Annotated in this window: 37 protein-coding genes; all 37 read right to left on the bottom strand. The window is 69.3% G+C overall.

The window, feature by feature from the left end:
- The coding region (gene truA, locus VKV57_16575) for a tRNA pseudouridine(38-40) synthase TruA (protein HLW61518.1) at nt 1-723 on the bottom strand (723 nt) is incomplete at its 3' end.
- A gap of 43 nt (nt 724-766) precedes the next feature.
- A complete protein-coding gene (locus VKV57_16570) occupies nt 767-1,591 on the bottom strand; it encodes an energy-coupling factor transporter transmembrane component T (GenBank protein HLW61517.1) in 825 nt (274 codons plus the stop codon).
- On the bottom strand, nt 1,578-2,444 hold the full coding sequence (locus tag VKV57_16565) for an energy-coupling factor transporter ATPase (GenBank protein HLW61516.1): 867 nt from the start codon (nt 2,442-2,444) through the stop codon (nt 1,578-1,580). Before VKV57_16565 ends, VKV57_16570 begins: the two co-directional genes overlap by 14 nt.
- On the bottom strand, nt 2,441-3,283 hold the full coding sequence (locus tag VKV57_16560) for an energy-coupling factor transporter ATPase (protein ID HLW61515.1): 843 nt from the start codon (nt 3,281-3,283) through the stop codon (nt 2,441-2,443). The genes VKV57_16565 and VKV57_16560 overlap by 4 nt, the downstream gene beginning before the upstream one ends.
- Nucleotides 3,284-3,326: 43 nt before the next feature.
- The gene (rplQ, locus tag VKV57_16555; GenBank protein ID HLW61514.1) at nt 3,327-3,680 is read right to left on the bottom strand and encodes a 50S ribosomal protein L17; all 354 of its coding nucleotides are present in this window, start codon (nt 3,678-3,680) and stop codon (nt 3,327-3,329) included.
- Nucleotides 3,680-4,615: a DNA-directed RNA polymerase subunit alpha gene (locus VKV57_16550; GenBank protein ID HLW61513.1), complete on the bottom strand. Its 936-nt coding sequence runs from the start codon at nt 4,613-4,615 to the stop codon at nt 3,680-3,682. Before VKV57_16550 ends, rplQ begins: the two co-directional genes overlap by 1 nt.
- An 84-nt stretch (nt 4,616-4,699) precedes the next feature.
- Nucleotides 4,700-5,326, bottom strand: a complete 627-nt coding sequence (gene rpsD / locus VKV57_16545; GenBank protein HLW61512.1) for a 30S ribosomal protein S4 — start codon at nt 5,324-5,326, stop codon at nt 4,700-4,702.
- An 11-nt stretch (nt 5,327-5,337) separates the two neighbouring features.
- Nucleotides 5,338-5,724 (bottom strand): 30S ribosomal protein S11, encoded by a 387-nt coding sequence (gene rpsK / locus VKV57_16540; protein HLW61511.1) that lies wholly within the window; start codon nt 5,722-5,724, stop codon nt 5,338-5,340.
- Between the two features lie 50 nt (nt 5,725-5,774).
- Nucleotides 5,775-6,176: a 30S ribosomal protein S13 gene (rpsM, locus tag VKV57_16535; protein ID HLW61510.1), complete on the bottom strand. Its 402-nt coding sequence runs from the start codon at nt 6,174-6,176 to the stop codon at nt 5,775-5,777.
- Between the two features lie 34 nt (nt 6,177-6,210).
- Nucleotides 6,211-6,324, bottom strand: coding sequence for a 50S ribosomal protein L36 (rpmJ, locus tag VKV57_16530; protein ID HLW61509.1), 114 nt, complete (start codon nt 6,322-6,324; stop codon nt 6,211-6,213).
- 35 nt (nt 6,325-6,359) lie between these two features.
- On the bottom strand, nt 6,360-6,578 hold the full coding sequence (gene infA / locus VKV57_16525; protein HLW61508.1) for a translation initiation factor IF-1: 219 nt from the start codon (nt 6,576-6,578) through the stop codon (nt 6,360-6,362).
- A 3-nt stretch (nt 6,579-6,581) separates the two neighbouring features.
- The gene (locus VKV57_16520) at nt 6,582-6,869 is read right to left on the bottom strand and encodes a KOW domain-containing RNA-binding protein (GenBank protein ID HLW61507.1); all 288 of its coding nucleotides are present in this window, start codon (nt 6,867-6,869) and stop codon (nt 6,582-6,584) included.
- Between the two features lie 11 nt (nt 6,870-6,880).
- Nucleotides 6,881-7,645, bottom strand: a complete 765-nt coding sequence (map, locus tag VKV57_16515) for a type I methionyl aminopeptidase (GenBank protein ID HLW61506.1) — start codon at nt 7,643-7,645, stop codon at nt 6,881-6,883.
- Complete coding sequence (locus VKV57_16510; GenBank protein ID HLW61505.1) at nt 7,642-8,301, bottom strand: adenylate kinase; 660 nt, start codon at nt 8,299-8,301, stop codon at nt 7,642-7,644. Before VKV57_16510 ends, map begins: the two co-directional genes overlap by 4 nt.
- A 10-nt stretch (nt 8,302-8,311) precedes the next feature.
- Entirely contained in the window at nt 8,312-9,580 is a 1,269-nt protein-coding gene (secY, locus tag VKV57_16505) for a preprotein translocase subunit SecY (GenBank protein HLW61504.1), read from the bottom strand.
- On the bottom strand, nt 9,577-10,044 hold the full coding sequence (rplO, locus tag VKV57_16500; protein ID HLW61503.1) for a 50S ribosomal protein L15: 468 nt from the start codon (nt 10,042-10,044) through the stop codon (nt 9,577-9,579). The genes secY and rplO overlap by 4 nt, the downstream gene beginning before the upstream one ends.
- Nucleotides 10,028-10,252: a 50S ribosomal protein L30 gene (rpmD, locus tag VKV57_16495; protein HLW61502.1), complete on the bottom strand. Its 225-nt coding sequence runs from the start codon at nt 10,250-10,252 to the stop codon at nt 10,028-10,030. Before rpmD ends, rplO begins: the two co-directional genes overlap by 17 nt.
- Entirely contained in the window at nt 10,237-10,878 is a 642-nt protein-coding gene (gene rpsE, locus VKV57_16490) for a 30S ribosomal protein S5 (protein HLW61501.1), read from the bottom strand. Before rpsE ends, rpmD begins: the two co-directional genes overlap by 16 nt.
- 77 nt (nt 10,879-10,955) lie before the next feature.
- Nucleotides 10,956-11,324, bottom strand: a complete 369-nt coding sequence (rplR, locus tag VKV57_16485; GenBank protein ID HLW61500.1) for a 50S ribosomal protein L18 — start codon at nt 11,322-11,324, stop codon at nt 10,956-10,958.
- An 11-nt stretch (nt 11,325-11,335) separates the two neighbouring features.
- A complete protein-coding gene (gene rplF / locus VKV57_16480) occupies nt 11,336-11,896 on the bottom strand; it encodes a 50S ribosomal protein L6 (protein HLW61499.1) in 561 nt (186 codons plus the stop codon).
- 36 nt (nt 11,897-11,932) lie between these two features.
- A complete protein-coding gene (rpsH, locus tag VKV57_16475) occupies nt 11,933-12,325 on the bottom strand; it encodes a 30S ribosomal protein S8 (GenBank protein ID HLW61498.1) in 393 nt (130 codons plus the stop codon).
- 15 nt (nt 12,326-12,340) lie between these two features.
- Nucleotides 12,341-12,526 (bottom strand): type Z 30S ribosomal protein S14, encoded by a 186-nt coding sequence (locus VKV57_16470; GenBank protein ID HLW61497.1) that lies wholly within the window; start codon nt 12,524-12,526, stop codon nt 12,341-12,343.
- Between the two features lies 1 nt (nt 12,527).
- Nucleotides 12,528-13,076 carry a 50S ribosomal protein L5 gene (rplE, locus tag VKV57_16465; GenBank protein HLW61496.1) on the bottom strand — a complete coding sequence of 183 codons (549 nt, stop codon included), beginning with the start codon at nt 13,074-13,076 and terminating at the stop codon, nt 12,528-12,530.
- Nucleotides 13,077-13,086: 10 nt separating this feature from the next.
- Nucleotides 13,087-13,416, bottom strand: a complete 330-nt coding sequence (gene rplX, locus VKV57_16460; GenBank protein ID HLW61495.1) for a 50S ribosomal protein L24 — start codon at nt 13,414-13,416, stop codon at nt 13,087-13,089.
- On the bottom strand, nt 13,417-13,785 hold the full coding sequence (gene rplN, locus VKV57_16455) for a 50S ribosomal protein L14 (GenBank protein ID HLW61494.1): 369 nt from the start codon (nt 13,783-13,785) through the stop codon (nt 13,417-13,419).
- A 112-nt stretch (nt 13,786-13,897) separates the two neighbouring features.
- The gene (rpsQ, locus tag VKV57_16450; GenBank protein ID HLW61493.1) at nt 13,898-14,167 is read right to left on the bottom strand and encodes a 30S ribosomal protein S17; all 270 of its coding nucleotides are present in this window, start codon (nt 14,165-14,167) and stop codon (nt 13,898-13,900) included.
- A complete protein-coding gene (rpmC, locus tag VKV57_16445; protein HLW61492.1) occupies nt 14,167-14,388 on the bottom strand; it encodes a 50S ribosomal protein L29 in 222 nt (73 codons plus the stop codon). Before rpmC ends, rpsQ begins: the two co-directional genes overlap by 1 nt.
- On the bottom strand, nt 14,385-14,804 hold the full coding sequence (gene rplP, locus VKV57_16440) for a 50S ribosomal protein L16 (protein ID HLW61491.1): 420 nt from the start codon (nt 14,802-14,804) through the stop codon (nt 14,385-14,387). Before rplP ends, rpmC begins: the two co-directional genes overlap by 4 nt.
- Entirely contained in the window at nt 14,773-15,528 is a 756-nt protein-coding gene (rpsC, locus tag VKV57_16435) for a 30S ribosomal protein S3 (protein ID HLW61490.1), read from the bottom strand. Before rpsC ends, rplP begins: the two co-directional genes overlap by 32 nt.
- A gap of 10 nt (nt 15,529-15,538) precedes the next feature.
- Complete coding sequence (rplV, locus tag VKV57_16430; protein ID HLW61489.1) at nt 15,539-15,868, bottom strand: 50S ribosomal protein L22; 330 nt, start codon at nt 15,866-15,868, stop codon at nt 15,539-15,541.
- A 13-nt stretch (nt 15,869-15,881) separates the two neighbouring features.
- Nucleotides 15,882-16,217, bottom strand: a complete 336-nt coding sequence (gene rpsS / locus VKV57_16425) for a 30S ribosomal protein S19 (protein ID HLW61488.1) — start codon at nt 16,215-16,217, stop codon at nt 15,882-15,884.
- 45 nt (nt 16,218-16,262) lie between these two features.
- Complete coding sequence (gene rplB / locus VKV57_16420) at nt 16,263-17,096, bottom strand: 50S ribosomal protein L2 (protein HLW61487.1); 834 nt, start codon at nt 17,094-17,096, stop codon at nt 16,263-16,265.
- A gap of 115 nt (nt 17,097-17,211) precedes the next feature.
- Entirely contained in the window at nt 17,212-17,499 is a 288-nt protein-coding gene (gene rplW, locus VKV57_16415) for a 50S ribosomal protein L23 (protein HLW61486.1), read from the bottom strand.
- Complete coding sequence (gene rplD / locus VKV57_16410; GenBank protein ID HLW61485.1) at nt 17,496-18,137, bottom strand: 50S ribosomal protein L4; 642 nt, start codon at nt 18,135-18,137, stop codon at nt 17,496-17,498. Before rplD ends, rplW begins: the two co-directional genes overlap by 4 nt.
- Entirely contained in the window at nt 18,134-18,766 is a 633-nt protein-coding gene (gene rplC, locus VKV57_16405) for a 50S ribosomal protein L3 (protein HLW61484.1), read from the bottom strand. Before rplC ends, rplD begins: the two co-directional genes overlap by 4 nt.
- A gap of 4 nt (nt 18,767-18,770) precedes the next feature.
- The gene (gene rpsJ / locus VKV57_16400; GenBank protein HLW61483.1) at nt 18,771-19,091 is read right to left on the bottom strand and encodes a 30S ribosomal protein S10; all 321 of its coding nucleotides are present in this window, start codon (nt 19,089-19,091) and stop codon (nt 18,771-18,773) included.
- A 57-nt stretch (nt 19,092-19,148) separates the two neighbouring features.
- Nucleotides 19,149-19,284 (bottom strand): elongation factor Tu (gene tuf, locus VKV57_16395; GenBank protein ID HLW61482.1); only part of this gene is annotated, 136 nt, incomplete at its 5' end.

The raw sequence follows: 19,284 nt of genomic DNA, 5'->3' as shown, positions 1-19,284 counted from the left end.
CCCCTGCGGCGGCGCGGTGGGCCCCGTCCGCCGATTGTCTCGGTCGCTCAGGTAGTCCCTTGGAGCACCCTCGGGCAAGCGGCCGATCCCCACCCGAAGCAGCGTCCCGACGATCATCCGCACCATGTGTCGGAGGAACCGGTCGGCCGTCATCGTGAGGCGCACCCGGGATCCCAGCCGGCGCCAATCCGCGACCGTCACGGTGCACACCGTCGTTCGGGTGGGGCTGCCGGCACCCCGGTAGGCGGCGAAGTCGTGGCGGCCCAACAGCGGGACAACCGCCCGCCGTAAGGCCTCCACGTCGAGCGGTGCCGGAACGTGGTAGGCGCGGTGGCGGAGGAGCGCGGACGGCGACGGCCGGTTCAAGATCTCGTAACGGTAGGTACGGGCGACGGCATCGTGCCTGGCGTGGAATCCCTGGGGCGCTTCCGCGGCCGAGAGGACCCGGATGTCGGGGGGCAGGTACGCGTTGAGGGCGGCCGGAAGCCGGCCGGCCTCGATCCGGGTGGTCGTCGTCCAATGCGCAACCTGCCCGAGGGCGTGGACGCCGGCGTCGGTCCGCCCGGCGGCGACGACGGGGGCGGCCTCGCCGGTGAGGGCCAGAACCGCGGCCTCCACCGTGGCCTGCACGGAAGGCGCTCCCGCCGCGGCGGTCCCCCGCTGCCGCTGCCAGCCGCAGTATCCCGTTCCGTCGTACTCCAGTACCAAGCGGAGGGTGCGCATCGCTAACGGACCGGGGCGGCCCCCTGCGGACCGGTGCGATCCATCACGGGAGCCTCCGCCAGACCGATGAGGGCAGGAGGATGAGGATGCCTGCCGCGGCGACCAGCGCGAACGCCAGGTAGTCCCGCGCCCCGAGACGCAGTTCCCGCATCCTCGTCCGGTGCTCACCCCCCCGATAGCACCTGGCCTCCATCGCCAGGGCCAGCGCGTCCGCCCGGCGGAAGGCACTGACGAACAGAGGCACCAGGAGGGGGATCAGCGCCCGAATGCGGTGCGCGAGGCTGCCCCGGGTGAACTCTGCCCCGCGCGCCATCTGCGCCTTCATGATCTTCTCCGCCTCCTCGAGCAGTGTCGGGATGAACCGCAGGGCGATGGTCATCATCATCGCCAGATCGTGGGCGGGCACCCCGATGCGCTGGAAGGGCCGCAGGAGCCGCTCCAGGCCGTCGGTGAACTCGACCGGTGAGGTCGTCAGCGTCATCAGGGTTGTCGAAAAGACCAAGAGCAGCAGCCGCCATCCGTAGAACGCCGCCTGGACCAGGTTTTCACGGGTCACGACAACCGGGCCCCAGTGAACGACGGGGTGGCCCCCCGGCTCCCCGAAGAACACCTGCAGGACGAACGCGAAGGCCAGGAGCCAGAACAGCGGGCGGACGCCTCGGAGGACGTAGCCCGGCGGGACCCGCCCCAGGAGGGTGACCACGGCCAGCGCCGCGGTCAACACGGCCAGGCTGCCGAACCCGCGGATGGCGAAGATCACACCGAGCAGCCCGAGCGTCGCGAGGATCTTGGTCCGAGGGTCGAGCCGGTGGACGATGGAGTCCACCGGGACGTATTGACCCAAGACGAGCCCCCTAAAGAGCTCCACGGCCCCGCACCGACAGCGCGTTGAGGATGGCGCGCTGCGCTTCGTTGGTGGTGAGCACGTCACCTGGGATCGGCAGCCCGCGCTCGCGAAGCCGGCGCGCCAGCTGCGTGACCTGCGGCACGCCCAGCCCGAGCGCCTCCAGCTTGGCCGGGTCGGCAAAGAGCTCGCGGGGAGTCCCCGAGGCGACGAGGGCCCCCCGGTCGAGGACGAACGCCCGGCCGCAGAGCCGCGCCACCGCGTCCATGCTGTGGGTGATGAGCACGATCGCCAGCCCGCGCTCGCGGTGCAGTCGGGTGATGTGCCCAAGGATCTCGCGCCGGCCCAGCGGATCCAGCCCCGCCGTGGGCTCGTCGAGAATCAGCATCCGCGGATCCATCGCCAGGACCCCGGCCAGAGCCGCCCGCCGCATCTCGCCCCCGCTGAGCTCGAACGGGGATCGAGCGCCGAACCGCTCGGGGGGCAACCCCACCAGCTCAAGCGCCCGCCGAACTCTGATCCCCACCTCCTCCTCGCCGAGCCCCAGGTTTCTGGGGCCGAACGCCACATCCGCGGCCACCGTCTCGTCGAACAGCTGTTGTTCGGGATACTGGAACAGCAGGCCGATCTGCTGGCGGACCCGCCGCCGGTCGACGCCGCGGGCGTGGATGTCGACGCCGTCCAGGTACACGCACCCGCTGGTCGGTCGGAGCAGCCCGTTCATATGCTGGACGAGCGTGGACTTCCCCGATCCGGTGGCCCCGATCACCCCGACGAACTCGCCGGCCTCAATGCTCAGCGACACATCGGTGATGGCCCGGGCCTCGAGCGGGGTCCCTCGGCCGTACACGTGGGTGAGACGCTCGCAGCGGATCACGGACGGGGCGCGAGGGCCTCGACGAGCTGGTCGATCGTCAGGACGCTAGCGGGCACCGCGACCCCCTCCGCGGCCAGCGCCCGGCCGAGCGAGGCCATCTCGGGCGGCTCGATCCGCAGACGGGCGAGCTCGGCCGTCCTGGCGAAGACCTCCGCCGGGGTGCCCTGGAGCGCGCACCGCCCCTCCGCCAGCACCAGGACCCGGTCCGCGCAGACGGCCTCTTCCATGGCATGAGTGATGAGGACGAGCGCCAGCCCGTCCTCCCGGCACAACCGGAGAGCGGTCCCCATCACCTCCCGCTGCCCCTGAGGGTCCAGCATCGAGGTGGCCTCGTCCAGCACGAGGCAGCGGGGGTGCATCGCCAGGATCCCCGCGATCGCCACCCGCTGTTTCTGACCTCCGGAGAGCAGGTGGGGCGGATGGCGGCGCAGGGCCTCGAGCCCGACGGTCCGGAGGGCCTGATCGACCCGGGCGCGGATGTCGGCGGGGGGAAGGCCGAGGTTTTCACACCCGAACGCGACGTCCTCTTCGACCACGGCGGCGACGATCTGGTTGTCCGGGTGTTCGAACACCATCCCCACCCGCCGGCGGACCTCCCACACGGCGTCGGGGGCGCGCGTGTCGATGCCATCGACGCGCACCTCCCCCGCGGTCGGGAGCAGCAGGGCGTTCAGATGCTTGGCCAGGGTGCTTTTGCCGGAGCCGTTGCCGCCGATGACGGCGAGGCATTCTCCCGGCCGGAGGTCGAGGTCGATCCCCGCGAGCGCGGGGGTGGCCGCGTCCGTGCCGGCGCGGTAGGTGTGGTGGAGGTCCCGAACCGTGATCAGAGGGGGGACCATGAACAGCCTCAGGACGCCGGGAGCGAGGCCCCGGCGGCCGCGGTTACTTCACGAGCTCGAGCAGGGCCATTGGCGCCGCATCGCCGCGCCGCAGCCCCGTTCGGATGATCCGGGTGTATCCTCCGCGTCCCTTCTGATACCGGGGGACGATCGTGGCGAAGAGCCGCTTGGCGACGGCGCGGTCGGGCACGAGCTTGGCGACCTGCCGGCGGGCGTGGAGGTCGTTGCGCAGCGCGAGATCGATCAGCCGGTCCGCGACCTTCTTGGCCTCTTTGGCCTTCGAGGCCGTCGTCGCGATCCGCTCCTCGACGATCAGCGCCGAAACCAGGCCCCGAAACAGGGCCAGCCGCGCGCCGGTGTCGCGGCCCAGCCGCCGCCCCTTCTGCCCCAGCGCCATCAGGCCCCCCTCCGGCGCAGCTCGAGGCCGAGCGCGGCGAGCTTCTCTTTGACCTCGTCGAGCGACTTGCGCCCGAAGTTCTTGACGTTGACCACTTCCTCTTCGGTCTTCTGCAGCAGATCGCCGAGGGTGTTGATCCCCGCGCGCTTCAGGCAGTTGTACGGCCGGACGGAGAGGTCGAGTTCTTCGATCGGCATGCCGGCGATCTTGCTCGACTCATCGGCCGCCGGGCCCACCACCACATCGGGGCCGACCGCGGTGCCCACGAACAGCCGGAAGTCCTCGATCAGCAGGCGAGCGGACTCCTGCAGCGATTCCTCCGGGCGGATGCTACCGTCGGTCCACACCTCGAGCACCAGCCGGTCGTAATCGGTGGCGTGTCCGACCCGGGTGTCCTCGATCACGTAGTTGACTCTCTGGATCGGCGAGAAGATCGAGTCCACGGGGATCACGCCGATGACGTGCTCGCTCTTGCGATGGCGCTCCGCCGGGACGTAGCCCTTCCCGCGCTCCACGACGAGCTCCATCGCCAGGTGGGCGGTCTTCCCGTCCAGCGTCGCGATGTGCAGGTCGGGGTTCAGGATCTCCACCTCGGCGTCGGGCTGGAGATCGCCCGCCAGGACGTCCTTTTTCCCGCGGACGTCGAGCCGCAGCAGCTTAGGCTTGTCGCTGTGGAGCTTCAGCGAGAGCTCCTTGAGGTTCAGGATCACCTGCGTCACGTCCTCCACCACCCCCGGGATCGTCGAGAACTCGTGCAGGACGTTCTCGATCTTCACCGAGGTGACCGCCGCCCCCACGATGGAGGAGAGGAGCACGCGCCGGAGCGCGTTCCCCAGCGTGACGCCAAACCCTCGATCGAGGGGTTCGACGACGAACTTCCCGTAGGTATCGGAGAGCTCCGCGTACTCGATCTTGGGCTTTGTGGTCTCCCACACGTCCGCCAACCCCCTGTTTGGAACGCGCACCACCGGTGCCGGCACGACCGTCTCCCGCTCAATCATTCGTCTCTCCCTCGACCTTTATCTCGAGTAGTACTCCACGATCAACTGCTCCTGAACCGGGACGTCGATGTCCTCCCGGGCCGGAAGCGTCAGGACCCGCCCTTCCAACCGGTCGGGACTCCACTCCAGCCATCCCGGCATCCCATGCACGGGCGGCGTGCCGACGATAGCCTTGAACCGAGGCATCTCCCGGCTTCCCGGCGCGACCGCGATCACCGCCCCCGGCCGCACCTGGTAGGCCGGGATGGTCATCCGGCGGCCGTTCACCACGATGTGCCCGTGGGCCACCAGCTGGCGCGCCTCCTTGCGGCTGGCGCCCAGCCCCAGGCGGTAGACCAGATTGTCGAGCCGGGTCTCCAGCAGCTGCAGGAGCCGGGTGCCTGTGACGCCCTTGGCCTTGGCGGCGGACTCGAAGTACCGCTTGAACCGGGCTTCAAACACCCCGTAGAACCGGCGCAGCCGCTGTTTCTCCCTGAGGCGCACCGCAAAGTCCGACGGCTTCCGCCGGCTCGGCCCGTGCATCCCCGGGGGGGTGGTGTCTTTCGCCACCGGACACTTGTCGGTGTAGCACTTCTCGCCTTTCAGGTAGAGCTTCATGCCCTCCCGGCGGCACAGCCGACAGACGGGACCGTGATACCGACCCATACGCCCTCCTTTTACACCCGGCGCCGCTTGGGCGGCCGGCACCCATCGTGCGGGATGGGCGTGACATCCTTGATCAAGTTGACTTCCAGCCCGGCCGCCTGGAGCGAACGGATCGCCGCCTCTCGCCCCGCGCCCGGCCCTTTTACGAAGACCTCGACCTGGCGGACCCCCTGCTCCATCGCCTTGCGCGCCGCGTTCTCCGCGGCGAGGCCCGCGGCGAACGGGGTGCCCTTGCGGGATCCCTTGAACCCCGAGGTCCCCGAGCTCGCCCAGGCCAGGACGTTGCCCTGGAGGTCGCTGATCGTCACGACCGTATTATTGAACGTGGATTGGATGTGCGCGATGCCCGCCGGAACGTTCTTCTTCTCCCGCCGCTTGCCGCGAGGCCCCTTTGCCATCATCGCCTCCTACGTCGTCTTCGCGTCCCTTCGAGCCGTCTGGCGCCGTGCTACGATGCCGCCGCCGGAGCCGCGGTCGCCGCCTTCGGCTTGGCCCGGCCGACGGTCTTGCGCGGCCCCTTGCGGGTCCGAGCGTTGGTGCGGGTGCGCTGCCCCCGCACCGGGAGCCCCTTGCGGTGCCGCTGGCCCCGGTACGAGCCGATCTCCACGAGCCGCCGGATGTCCATCGCCACATCCCGGCGCAGGTCGCCCTCCACCTTGTAGTTCCGGTCGATCACCTCGCGCAGGCGGGTGACCTCCTCATCGGTGAGGCTCCGCACCCGGGTGTCGGGGTTGACGCCGGTGATCTGGAGGATCTCGTTCGCCCGGCTCCGCCCGATGCCGTAGATGTAGCTCAGGGCAACCTGGACCCGCTTCTCCCTCGGAAGATCTACCCCAGCGATGCGTGCCATGCGTGCCTCCTCAGCCGCGATGCCTCCGCGCCGACTACCCCTGCTTCTGCTTGTGCTTGGGGTTGTCGCAGATCACCAGCACGCGGTTGCCCCGCTTGACGATCTTGCACTTCTCGCACATCCGCTTGACCGATGCCCGCACCTTCACCGTGCCACCACCCTCTCCGCTGTCGCCGCCGCCCCCTACCGGAACCGGTAGGTGATCCGGCCTCGGGTCGGGTCGTAGGGCGAGAGTTCCACCTTCACCCGATCGCCGGGCAGGATCCGGATGAAGTGAATCCGCATCTTGCCGGAAATATGCGCCAGGACCTTGTGCCCCGACGACAGCTCTACTCGAAACATCGCGTTGGGGAGGACCTCGACCACGGTCCCCTCGACCTCGATCACGTCCTTCTTCGCCATCGGCTACCCCGCGACCGCCCGCTCGGGAAGTGCCGCCCGGATCTCCTCGTCCGTCACCGCCTCCCCGGCGGCGAGCTTCGAGGCCAAGGCGGCGGGGGCGGTTCCCCCCAGCTCCAGGTGTTTCGTGTTCTTCCGCTTGGGGCGGGACACCGACCGCGTCCGGCCGTCGGCAACAAGGACGAGGCCCGGGCCCGCGGCCCCGACCACCAGGTAGACGACGCCCGCATCACGACCCGAGCGCGACGTGGCGAGGCGCCCCAGAAGACCCGCGGAGGAATCCTTCTCAACCAAGCAAAGATTCATTATACCGGTCCGCCGACAGGAAGTCCAGTGAGGATGCTGGGGCCGTCCTCCCCCACCGCGACCGTGTGCTCGAAGTGCGCGGACGGCTTGTGGTCCCGCGTCCGGACCGTCCAGCCGTCCGGGTCCATGACGACCTCGGCGGTGCCCATGTTGACCATCGGCTCGATGGCGAGCGTCATCCCCGGGCGCAGGACGACGCCGCTCCCGGGGCGGCCGTAGTTGGGCACCTGGGGCTCCTCGTGCAGCTTGCGGCCGATCCCGTGGCCGGCAAACTCCCGCACCACCGTGTAGCCGTGCCGCTCGACGTACTCCTGGATCGCCGCGCTCACGTCGCCGAGGTGGCCGTCCGGCCGAATCGCGCGGATGCCCGCCCGCAGGGACTCCGCCGTGACCCGGAGCAGGCGCGCCACCGCCTCGGACGTTTCCCCCACGGCCACCGTCAGGGCGAGGTCCCCGTGGAATCCGTCCATCACCACCCCGAGGTCCAGGCTGACCACCTCACCGTCGTGGAGCGTCCGCGGCCCGGGGATGCCGTGGACGACCTCGTCGTTCACCGACGCGCAGATGCTCGCCGGGAACCCGCGATAGCCGAGGAACGAAGGCACCCCGCCCAGCCGCCGGATCCGGGCCTCGGCGATCCGGTCCAGCTCCGCGGTGGTGACGCCCGGGCGCACCGCGCCGATGACGGCCTGCAGCGCCTGGGCCGCCGCTTCCCCGGCGCGGCGCATCGCGACCAGATCGGTCTTGGACTTGAGCACGATCATACCCGCCCCGCCCGCGTCTTGGCGAATTCGAGGATCTCCTCGTGCACGGTCCCCACCGGCCGCTCGGCGTCCACGGCAAGGAACAACCCGCGATTTCGGTAGTAGTCGACGAGCGGAGCCGTCCACTGGCGGAAGACCTGGATGCGGTGCAGCACCGTATCCGGGGCGTCGTCCTTGCGCTGGACGAGCGCGGCGCCGTCGAGATCGCAATGCCCGGGGTCCCGGGGGGGCTTGTGGTCCACGTGGTAGATCGACCCGCAGCGCGGGCACACCCGCCGCCCGGTCAGCCGCCGGAGCAGCACCTCGTCCCGGATCTCGAACGAGACCACCGCGTCGAGGCTCTCGTGCCGCTCGGCGAGGAGCGCGTCCAAGGACTCGGCCTGGGGCAGCGTGCGGGGGTAGCCGTCGAGGATGAACCCACCGCTGCAGTCCGACTCGTTGAGGCGGATCCGGACGATCTCATCGACGGTGTCGTCGGGGACCAGGTCCCCGCGCTGCATGTACTCCCGGGCCCGCTGGCCGACCTCCGTCTGGTCGCGGACCGCCGCTCGGAACATGTCCCCGGTGGACACGTGCGGCAGCCCGTAGCGATCGTGGAACAGCGCGGCTTGGGTTCCCTTCCCGGCACCGGGCGGTCCCATAAACACGAGGTTCATGCGGCGCCCGTCACTTCATGAAGCCTTCGTAGTGGCGCATCAGGACGTACGCCTCGATCTGCTTCATCGTCTCCAGCGCCACCCCCACCACGATCAGCAGCGAGGTCCCGGTGAGGTACAGCGTCAGCTGGCCGGTGAACCGACCCAGCAGAATCGGCCCGACGGCGATCACCGCCAAGAACAGCGCGCCGACGAGGGTGAGCCGCTCCAGGATGCGCATCAGGTAGTCGGTGGTCGGCCGGCCGGGGCGAATCCCGGGGATGAAGCCGCCATATTTCTTGATGTTATCGGAGACGTCCTCCGGGTCGAAGCTCACCGCGGTGTAGAAGTACGTGAAGACGATGATCAGGACGAAGTAGGCCCCCGCCCCCAGCGGGTTGTTGATGCTCAGCGCGGTGCCGATCCGCTGCAGCCACGGGATCGCCGAGAACTGCGCGATCGTCTGCGGGAACTGCAGGACGGAGATGGCGAAGATGATCGGAATCACCCCCGCCGAGGCGATCCGGATCGGCAGGTGGGTGGTCTGCCCGCCGACCATCCGGCGTCCCACGATGCGCTTGGCGTACTGGATCGGCACCTTGCGCACGGCCTGGGTGACGATGATCACCAGGACGATGCTGAGGATGATCACCGCCACGTCGGCGATCGCGCGGAACATCGACGCCTCGCCCACCTTGACCAGGCCGATCGTCTGGGAGAGCTGATTGGGCAGCCGGGAAACGATCCCGCCGAAGATGATCAGGGACACCCCGTTGCCGATCCCGTACTCGGTCATGATCGAGCCCATCCACGTCAGCACCATCGTCCCCGCCACCAGGGTGGCCACGATCTCGCCGAAGACGATCGGCCGGGAATCCGGCAGCGCGCCGAGGTTCCGGATCAGGATCGTCTGGCCGACGCCCTGGATCACGGCGAGGACCACCGAGAGGTAGAGGGTGTACTGGCCGATCCTGCGCCGGCCCGCCTCGCCCTCCTCGCGGTGGATCTCCTTCAGGCGGGGAAAGACGACCTCGAGCAGGCTGAAGATGATCGACGCCGTGATGTACGGGAACACTCCCAGCGCGAACAGGGCGAACCGCGACAGCGCGCCGCCGACGAACAGATCGATGAACCCGAAGACGTTCCCCTGTTGGTTGAAGAGGCTCTGCAGCCGTGCGACGTCGACCCCGGGGACCGGAATGTGCGAGCCCAGGCGGAAAATCGCCAGCATACCGATCGTAAACAAGAACTTCCGGCGGAGGTCCGGGATGCGGAGGATGTTGGCCAACCCGGGGATCATGCCAGCACCTCCACCGTGCCGCCGGCGGCCTCGATCCGGGCCCGGGCGCCCTTGCTGAACGCGTGCGCCTTGACGACCAGGGCGTGCGGAAGTTCCCCCGTCCCGAGGATCTTCACCCGGCGCTCGTGCACCAGCTCCGCTTCCCGCAGCCGGTCCGGGGTGACCTCGCTGCCGGCCGGGAACACCCCAAGCCGGCCGACGTTCACGATCCCCATCCGGGGGCGCGGCCCGCCGCCCACCATGTCGCTCCCCGCCCCGCGAACGCCCCGCCGGTAGGGGACCCGCTTCACGAGCGGGAGCTGGCCGCCCTCGAACCCGGGCCGGGTCTGCCCGCCCGACCGTGCCTTCTGCCCTTTGCTGCCTCGACCGGCGGTGTTGCCCCGCCCAGACGATCCCCCCCGCCCCAGCCGACGCGAGGACCGGCGGGCGCCGCGGGCCGGCCGCAGGTCACCCAGTTTTGCCATGCGTCACCTCTTCAATCGAGACCAGGTGCCCGACCATCCTGACCGCCCCGGCGACCGACGCGGTGAGCGGATGCACGCGTGTGGCCCCCACCCGCCGGAGGCCCAGCGACTCGGCGATCCGCCGCTGACCCGGCGGGCGCCCGATGAGGCTCCGCCGGAGGGTCAGCTTCACCTGCTTTGGGGCGGCCGACTTCACGCGCTCTGCCACTGGGCCGCCCTCCGGCCGATGAGTTCCTCAACGGTCTTGTGCCGCTGCTTCGCCACGTCGCGCGGATCCCGGATGTCCAGCATCCCCTTCAGGGTCGCGCGCGCCTGGTTGATGGGATTGCTGCTGCCGAGCGACTTGGTGAGGATGTCGCGGACGCCGGCGGCCTCGAGCACCGCCCGGACCGGCCCCCCAGCGATGACGCCGGTTCCCCGCGCGGCGGGGCGCAGCAGCACCCGGGCCGCGCCGAACGCGGATACGATCTGGTGGTGCACCGTGGTGCCGTTGAGCGAGACCCCCATCAGATTCTTCTTGGCGTCCTCCGTCCCCTTACGGATCGCGTCGGGGACTTCCCCCGCCTTGCCGAGGCCGATCCCCACATGCCCGTGCTCGTCGCCGACCACGACGAGGGCGCTGAAGTTGAACCGCTTCGCCCCCTTGGTCACCTTGGCGACGCGGTTGATCCAGATCGCGCGCTCCGTGGTGAGGTTGACGGTGTCCGCGTTGACGCGCCGGTGCAGGTACTCCAGCCCGGCGGGTTTCTGCGCCGGGGGCGCCTCGATCTTGCGCAGCTTCCCCTTGGCCTTCCCCTTACCCTTGCCTTTGAGCTTCCCCTTGGTTCTCGGCATCCGCTCCCCCTACCCCACGCTCACCGCGGTCATCCCATCTGCGCCCTGCCCGCCGACCTGCGCGGGACCCGGGGCGCTCAAAACTCCAACCCGCCTTCTCGAGCCCCATCGGCCAGCGCCTTGACCCGGCCGTGGTACTGGTAGCCGCCGCGATCGAATACGACCTGCCGGATCCCCTTGGCCTTCGCCCGCCGCGCGATCAACTGGCCGACGAGCTTGCCCGCCTCCGCCTTCTTCACCTTTGCCGCGTCCGCGCGGATCTCGGGATCCAGCGACGACGCCGACGCCAAGGTGCTCTTGCTGCGGTCGTCGATCACCTGCGCGTAGATGTGGGCCAAGCTCCGGAAGACGGAGAGCCTCGGCCGGTCCGGGCCGCCCGCGACGCCGCGGCGAATCCGGACGTGCCGCCGCTGGCGGGACGCGTTACGATCTTTGTGCTTGATCATGCCCCACCCTCTCAGGCCTTGGCGGCGCCGACGGCCGCCTTGCCCGCCTTACCGGGCTTGCGCCGCACGCGCTCACCGGCGTATCGGATCCCTTTGCCCTTGTACGGGTCCGGCTCCCGCAGCGCCCTGATCGTCGCCGCCATCTGGCCGACCGCCGCCTTGTCGATCCCGCTGACCAGGATCCGGTTCGGCGCGGGAGCGTCCAGGGTGATCCCGGCCGGGGGCTTCAGCTCGACCGGGTGAGAGAACCCCACCTGCAGGGCCAGGTTGGCCCCCTGCTTGACGGCCCGATAGCCGACGCCCTGGATCTCCAGCGTGATCTGATACCCCTTCGTGACGCCGGTCACCATGTTGGCGAGCAGGGCCCGGGTCAGCCCGTGCAGCGCGCGGTCGAAGCGGTTGTCGCTCCGCCGTGTCACGACGATCTGGCCCCCCTCGAGGGCGACCTGGATCACCGGGTGCACGACCCGTTCCAGGCTCCCCTTGGGGCCCTTCACCCCCACCCGGCCGTCGGCGATCTTGACCTCGACGCCGGAGGGGATGCCGATGGGGAGCCTACCGACTCGCGACATCGCCCCGCCCTCCCCGACCGTCTCCGACCCGCCCGATCACCAGATGAAGCATAGGATCTCTCCCCCCACCCCGGCCTTGCGCGCCTCACGGTCGGTCATCACTCCGCGGCTGGTGGAGAGGATGGCCACCCCCAACCCGCCCTGCACCCGGGGCAGCTCCGCCCGCCGGGCGTAGATGCGGAGGCCGGGCCGGCTGATCCGCCGCAGGCCGGTGATGATGCCCTCTTTGCGCTCCCCGTACCGGAGCTGGATGCGGAGCATCTCGGGATGGTCCTTGTCCCGCTGGAAATCCGCGATGAACCCCTCCGCCTTCAGGATCTTCGCGATCTCCAACTTCATCCTCGACGTGGGGACCATCACCTGCGGATGCCGCGCCACGAGCCCGTTCCGAATCCGGGTCAGCATGTCCGCGATCGGATCTGTGATCACACCCACTGCGTCACCTCACCAACTCGCTTTCACCACACCGGGGATCTCCCCGCGATGCGCCATGGTGCGCAGGCAGATCCGGCACAGCCCGAACTTCCGGAACACCGCCCGGGGGCGGCCACAGGACCGGCACCGGCTGTACTGGCGCACCTTGAACTTCGGCGGCCGCCGCCATTTGAGGAGCAGGGACTTCTTCGGCATGCTAACTCGCCCCCTCGCGGACCGGCAGGCCGAGGGCCCGGAGCAGCGTCCTGGCCTCCTCGTCCGTCCGCGCCGTGGTCACGATTGAGATGTCCATTCCGCGTATCTTGTCCACCTTGTCGTACTCGATCTCCGGAAAAATCAACTGCTCGCGAATCCCGATGTTCATCCCGCCCCGCCCGTCGAACGACCGGGTGGGGAGCCCCTTGAAGTCCTTGATCCGGGGCAGGCTGATATTGAACAGCTTGTCGAGGAACTCGTACATCCGCTCGCCGCGGAGGGTGACCTTGCAGCCGATGGGGTTCCCGGCGCGCAGCTTGAACGCGGCGATCGACCGGCGGGCACGGGTGATCACCGGCCGCTGGCCGCTGATCAGCGTCAGCTCCTCCACCGCCTTGTCCAGGTGGCGCTGATCCTGCAGCGCGTCGGCGACGCGCATGTTGATGACCACCTTCTCCACCCGCGGCACCTGCATGACGTTGGTGTAGTTCATCCGCTTCCGCAGATCGGCGACCATCTCGGTTTTGTACCGCTCACGCAACCGTGCCATCTCCCGCTCCCTAGGCCTTGTCGATGATCTCGCCGCAGTGACGGCAGACGCGGACCTTGGCCCCGTCATCCATCACGCGGTGCCCAAACCGAACCGCGCGTCCACACCGCGTGCACACCAGCATCGCCTTGCCGGCGACGAACGGCATCTCCTTTTCCACAATCCCGCCCGAGGGCATCTTGTCGTTGGGCTTCATGTGGCGCTTCGCCACCATGATCCCCTCGACGATGATCCGGCCGTCCTTGGGGATGACGCGGAGGACCTTCCCGCGCTTCCCCCGGTATTTGCCGGTGATGACCTCGACCGTGTCGCCGCGTCGCACGTGCACTCCCGTCCGCATCTACAGAACCTCCGGCGCCAGGGAGATGATCTTCATGAATGCCTTGTCCCGCAACTCCCGCGCCACCGGCCCGAAGATCCGGGTGCCACGGGGGTTCTGCTGATCGGTGATCAGCACGGCGGCGTTGTCGTCGAACCGGATGTACGATCCATCCGGCCGGCGCGTCGGTTGGGTGGTGCGGACCACCACGGCGCGCACGACCTCCCCCTTTTTGACCGCGCTGTTGGGGATCGCCTGCTTGACCGTCGCCACGATGACGTCGCCGATCCCGGCGTACCGTCGTCGAGACCCCCCGAACACGCGGATGCACATGATCTCCCGGGCTCCCGTGTTGTCCGCCACCCGGAGCCGGGTGTAGTTCTGAATCATCCCCGCCCCTCCATCTCCACTTCCTCTGTCACGGCGCCCGCCGCCGGGGCGGGAGCCCGGCGGGGCGCACGGGCGCGCCCTCCGCGGTGGTCGCCTGAGCGCCCCCGGTCCACTAGCGTGCCCGCTCCAGCACCTGCGCGACCCGCCACCGCTTGTCCTTGCTCAAGGGCCGCGTCTCGGCGATCAGCACCTTGTCGCCGAGATGGGCCTCCCCCGCTTCATCGTGCGCTTTGAACCGCCGGCTGTGCCGGACGATTTTCTTGTAGAGCGGATGACGGCCGGCCCGCTCGATCTCGACCACGACCGTCTTCTGCATCTTGTCGGCCACGACGGTGCCCACCCGGGTTTTCCGGGAGGCCCGCCGGCGCTCAGGCTCCGCCATCACGATCTCCCTCCTGCCGGACGCTTCCCGCCGGGCGCCGGCCGCTCGCCCATCACGGTCAGCAGCCGGGCCACGGTCCGACGCACCAGGACCACCCGCGCCGGGTTCAGCAACTTGCCGGACGCCCGCTGCAGCCCCAGGGTCCACAGCTCCTGCCTGGCCTCGTTGAGGCGCTTGTTGAGCTCGGCCTCGCTCAGCTCCCGCAACTCCCCCACGCTCATACCTGCCCCTCGGCGCGGTGGACGAACTTCGTCTTGATCGGGAGCTTGTGGCCGGCCAGCGTCATGGCCTCGCGGGCGATCTCTTCGCTCACGCCCGCCAGTTCGAACATCACCCGGCCGGGCCGCACCACCGCCACCCACAACTCCGGGGTGCCTTTGCCGCTGCCCATCCGGGTTTCGGCCGGCTTCTTCGTCACCGGCTTATCCGGGAACACGCGGATCCAGAGCTTGCCGCCGCGCTTGATGAACCGGGTCACCGCGCGGCGGGACGCTTCGATCTGCTGCGCTGTGATCCACCCCCGGTCCAACGCCTGGAGTCCAAACTCGCCGAAGGCCACGGACGCGCCGCTGTGCGCCTCGCCGCGCATCCGCCCGCGGTGGGTCTTACGAAACTTTACCCTCTTGGGCATCAACATGCGCGTCTGGCCTCCTCTGTACCATCACCCGCGGCGCCCGGGACGGGAGCACCACGGTCTCTCCCGCGCGGCCCCGCAGTTCTCCAGGCCGGCGACGCTCCGGGAGCACATCGCCGCGGTAGATCCACACCTTCACCCCGATCCGGCCGTAGGTCGTCAACGCCTCCGCCACCCCGAAGTCGATATCGGCGCGGAGGGTCTGAAGGGGCACCCGTCCGTCCCGGTACCACTCGTACCGGGCGATCTCGGCTCCGGCGAGGCGTCCGGCACAGGAGATTCGGATTCCCTTCGCCCCGCTGCGCAGGCTGCGGGCGACCGCCTGCTTCATCGCCCGCCGGTAGGCCACCCGCCGCTCGAGCTGGCCGGCCACGTTCTGCGCGACCAGCGCCGCCTCGAGTTCGGCCCGCCGGATTTCCTGGACGTTGAGCTGGATCTGCTTGCCGGTCAGCGCATCGAGCTCTTTTTTCAGCGCGTCGATCCCCGTCCCGCCCCGACCGATGATGATCCCCGGCCGGGCGGAGTGGATGGTGATCCGAACCCGGTTGTCGGTCCGCTCGATCTCCACCCGCGAAATGCCGGCACGTCCGAGCTTTCTCTTGATGTGGCGGCGGAGGGACTGATCCTCTTGAATGAGGTCGGGAAAGTTTTTCTCAGCGTACCACTTGGACTCCCAGTCCTTGATGATCCCGAGCCGCAATCCGATCGGATGGATCTTCTGCCCCACCGGCCGCCTCCTACTCGCTCACCACGACAGTGATGTGGCTGCTCCGCTTCTTGATCACGTCCGCCCGGCCGCGCGCCCGCGCCTGCATCCGACGCGTGCTCGGGCCGCTGTCGACGTACGCCCGCGACACATGCAGCGTGTCGCGGGCCAGCTCGAGGTTGTTTTCCGCATTGGCCGCCGCCGACTTCACCACTTTCGCCACCGCCCGCGACGCCCGGTTGGGCGAGAACTGCAGGACCGCCAGCGCCTCGTCGACCGCCTTCCCCTTGATCAGGTCCATGACCGGCCGAACCTTGCGCGGGGAGATGCGCACGTACCGAGCGACGGCCTTCACTTCCATGAGCTCCCCTCCCTCACGACGCCGGGGCGGGCGTCGCCGCCGTCGCGGACGGACCGGGGCCCGCCGGCTTCACCGAGGTGGTCTTCTCCACCCGCGCCCCGTGGCTCTTGAACGTGCGGGTCGGCGAGAACTCCCCCAACTTGTGCCCGACCATGTTCTCGGTCAGGTAGACCGGCACGTGCTTGCGCCCGTCGTAGACGGCAATGGTGTGCCCCACCATCTCCGGGATGATCGTCGAGCGCCTGGACCACGTCCGGATCACGCGCTTCTCGCGCGACCGATTGAGCCCCCGGACCTTCTCCAGCAGATGCCCGTCGACAAACGGTCCCTTCTTGATCGAACGCCCCATGCTACGAGCGCCTCCCCGCGCAGCCCCACCGCCGGCACGCCGCGCTCATGCCTGACTCCGGCGCCGGACCACAAACTTCGTGCTCGGCTTCGCCTTCTTCCGCGTCCGGTAGCCCAGCGTCGGCTTCCCCCACGGGCTCACCGGCCCCGGCATCCCGATCGGAGACTTGCCCTCACCGCCCCCGTGCGGATGGCTCGACGGATCCATCACCACGCCGCGCACCGACGGGCGCACGCCCAACCACCGCGACCGCCCGGCCTTCCCGATCGTCACCGCCTCGTGGTCGAGGTTGCCCACCTGGCCCACGGTCGCCCGGCAGTCGAGGTGGATCATCCGCACCTCACCCGAGGGCAGCCGGACCTGGGCGTAGTCTCCCTCTTTCGCCATCACCTGGGCGGCCGTGCCGGCGCTGCGCACCATTTGCCCGCCCCGTCCCATCTGCAACTCCAGGTTGTGCACCGTCGTCCCGAGCGGGATGGCGCGCAGCGGGAGGGTGTTCCCCGGCTTGATCTCCGCCTGCGGGCCGGACACCACCACGTCTCCGACCCCCAACCCGACCGGGGCGAGGATGTACCGCTTCTCCCCGTCTCGATAGTGGAGCAGCGCGATCCGGGCCGATCGGTTCGGGTCGTATTCGATGGTGGCGACCTTGGCCGGGACCCCGTCCTTGTCCCGCTTGAAGTCGATCAGCCGGTAGCGGCGCTTGTGCCCGCCCCCCTGGTGCCGCATCGTCAACTTGCCCTGCGCGTTTCGGCCGCCGTGAGACGTCAGCGGCCGCATCAGCCCCCGTTCGGGCTCCGTGGACGTGATGTCCTCGAAGGTCGAAACGGTCATGAACCGCCGCCCCGGGGTGATCGGCTTGAACTTCTTCACGCCCATACGATCAGGCCTCCGCTCCGTCCGGCATCGGTCTCGCGCCGAGGCACGAGGTCGGCCAGGGGTCCCCGCCGGTACCGAGGCCTCCCCGCCGCCGTGACGCTCCGCCGATCGTCCATCAGCCGAGCTTCTCCAGGTCGATCTTGTCGCCTTCGGCCAGGGTCACGATCGCCTTGCGGTGCGCCGGCTCCTGGTAGTAATGCTGCCCGCGCCGGCGCTCCCGCCCGGGGATGGTGATCACGTTCACCTTGGTCACCTTGACCCGGAAGAGGCGCTGGACCGCATCCCGGATCACCGGCTTCGGCGATACCCGATCGACCTCGAACGTGTATTTGTTCATCGTCGTCCCGCGCATGCTCTTCTCCGTCACGATGGGACGCCGGATGACCGTCCGGGGGTCGATCATCGCGAAAACGCCTCCGTGATCCGCTCAAGGGCCTCTCGGGTCACCAAGAGATGCTCGCAGGCAAGGATGTCGTGGACGTTCAGCGCCGTGGCGGGGAGCACGCGCATCCCCGGCAGGTTGGCGACCGATCGACGCACCACCTGGTCGGGCCCGGCCATGATCAGCAGCACGGCACCCCGCCGGCCTGCGGGTGCCTCCCACCCCAGCCCCCGCACCAACCCGGCCAGGACCTTGGTCTTGGGCCCCTCCAGGTCCAGCCGGTCGAGTACGGCGAGGTGCCCCGCGGCCACTTTGGCGCACAACGCCGACCGCAGCGCCAACCGTCGGACCCGCTTCGGCAGCGGGTAGCTGTAGTCCCGAGGGTGCGGCCCGAAGGCGATCCCGCCGCCGACGAAGATCGGCGCCCCCCGCCCACCGTGGCGGGCCCGGCCGGTCCCTTTCTGCCGGTACAGCTTTCGGGTGGAGCGGGAGACCATCCCGCGGGTGAGGGTGGAGTGCGTCCCGCGGCGGCGTCCGGCGAGCTGCCAGACGACGGCCTCGTGGAGCACCGCGGTGTGGGGGGTGCCCGTGAACGCCTCGGGCACGGCCACCTCTCCGACCTGCTTGCCCTGGATGTCGTAGACCGCCACCATGCTCATGCGCGCGCGACTCCCGCCTTCCGGACGAGCAGCAGGCTGCCGCGGGGGCCGGGCAGGGCGCCGCGGATCAGGAGCACGTTGCGGTCGAGGTCGACCGAGATCACGCGCAGGCCGCGGACCGTGGCGCGCGCTCCGCCCAACCGTCCCGGCATGCGCTTGCCCCTGAACACCCGGGCGATGTTGCTCGACCCGATGCTGCCGACCGCGCGGTGCATCAGGCTGACCCCGTGGGAGTCCCGCTGTCCGCCGAAGTTGTGCCGCTTCATCGTCCCCGAATACCCCTTGCCCTTGCTCACGCCGACGATGTCCACGCGATCGCCTTTGGCGAACACGTCGGCCTTGATCGCCTGCCCGATCTCGAACTGCTCACCCTCGGCGACCGGGATCTCGCGGATCACCCGCTGAGGCTTAAGCCCCCGCTTCGCGAAGACCCCCCGGCGGGGCTTGCTGATCTTCGCCTCCGCCACCTCGCCGAACCCCAACTGCACGGCGGTGTAGCCCTCGCGCGCGGGTGTGCGGAGGCCGACGACCAGGCACGGCCCGGCCTCCACCACGGTCACGGGCACCATGTTGCCCGCCTCGTCGAAGATCTGGGTCATTCCGAGTTTCCGGCCCAGCAATGCAGGCATGGGGTCACTCCGCTCCGGCCAGGACTTTGATCTTGATGTCCACCCCGGCGGGCAGATCGAGGTGCATCAGGGCGTCCACGGTCTTGGAGGTCGGCTCGAGGATATCGATCAGGCGCTTGTGGGTGCGGAGTTCGAAATGCTCCATCGATTCCTTGTCGATGTGCGGCGAACGGATGACGCAGTAGACGTTGCGATCGATCGGCAGGGGGACCGGTCCGGAGATCCGGGCGCCGGTGCGCTTGACCGTGTCCACGATCTTCTCCGCGGATTGGTCAAGGACCTTATGGTCGTAGGCTTTGAGCTTGATCCGGATCTTTTGCGCCATCCCCCGCTCCTCCCATCCCCCCGCGCGCCGCCCAGATGTGGGTGTTGCGCGAGGGGTCTACTCGATGATCTTGGCGACCACCCCGGCCCCCACCGTCCGCCCGCCTTCCCGCACCGCAAACCGCTGCCCTTCCTCCAACGCGATCGGCGTGATCAGCACCGCCTCCAACGTCACGTTGTCCCCCGGCATCACC

It is taken from the genome of bacterium (assembly GCA_035307765.1).
Classification (GTDB): domain Bacteria; phylum Sysuimicrobiota; class Sysuimicrobiia; order Sysuimicrobiales; family Segetimicrobiaceae; genus Segetimicrobium.
Note: the sequence above shows the minus strand (reverse complement) of the source record. Positions and strands in the feature narration are given on the sequence as shown.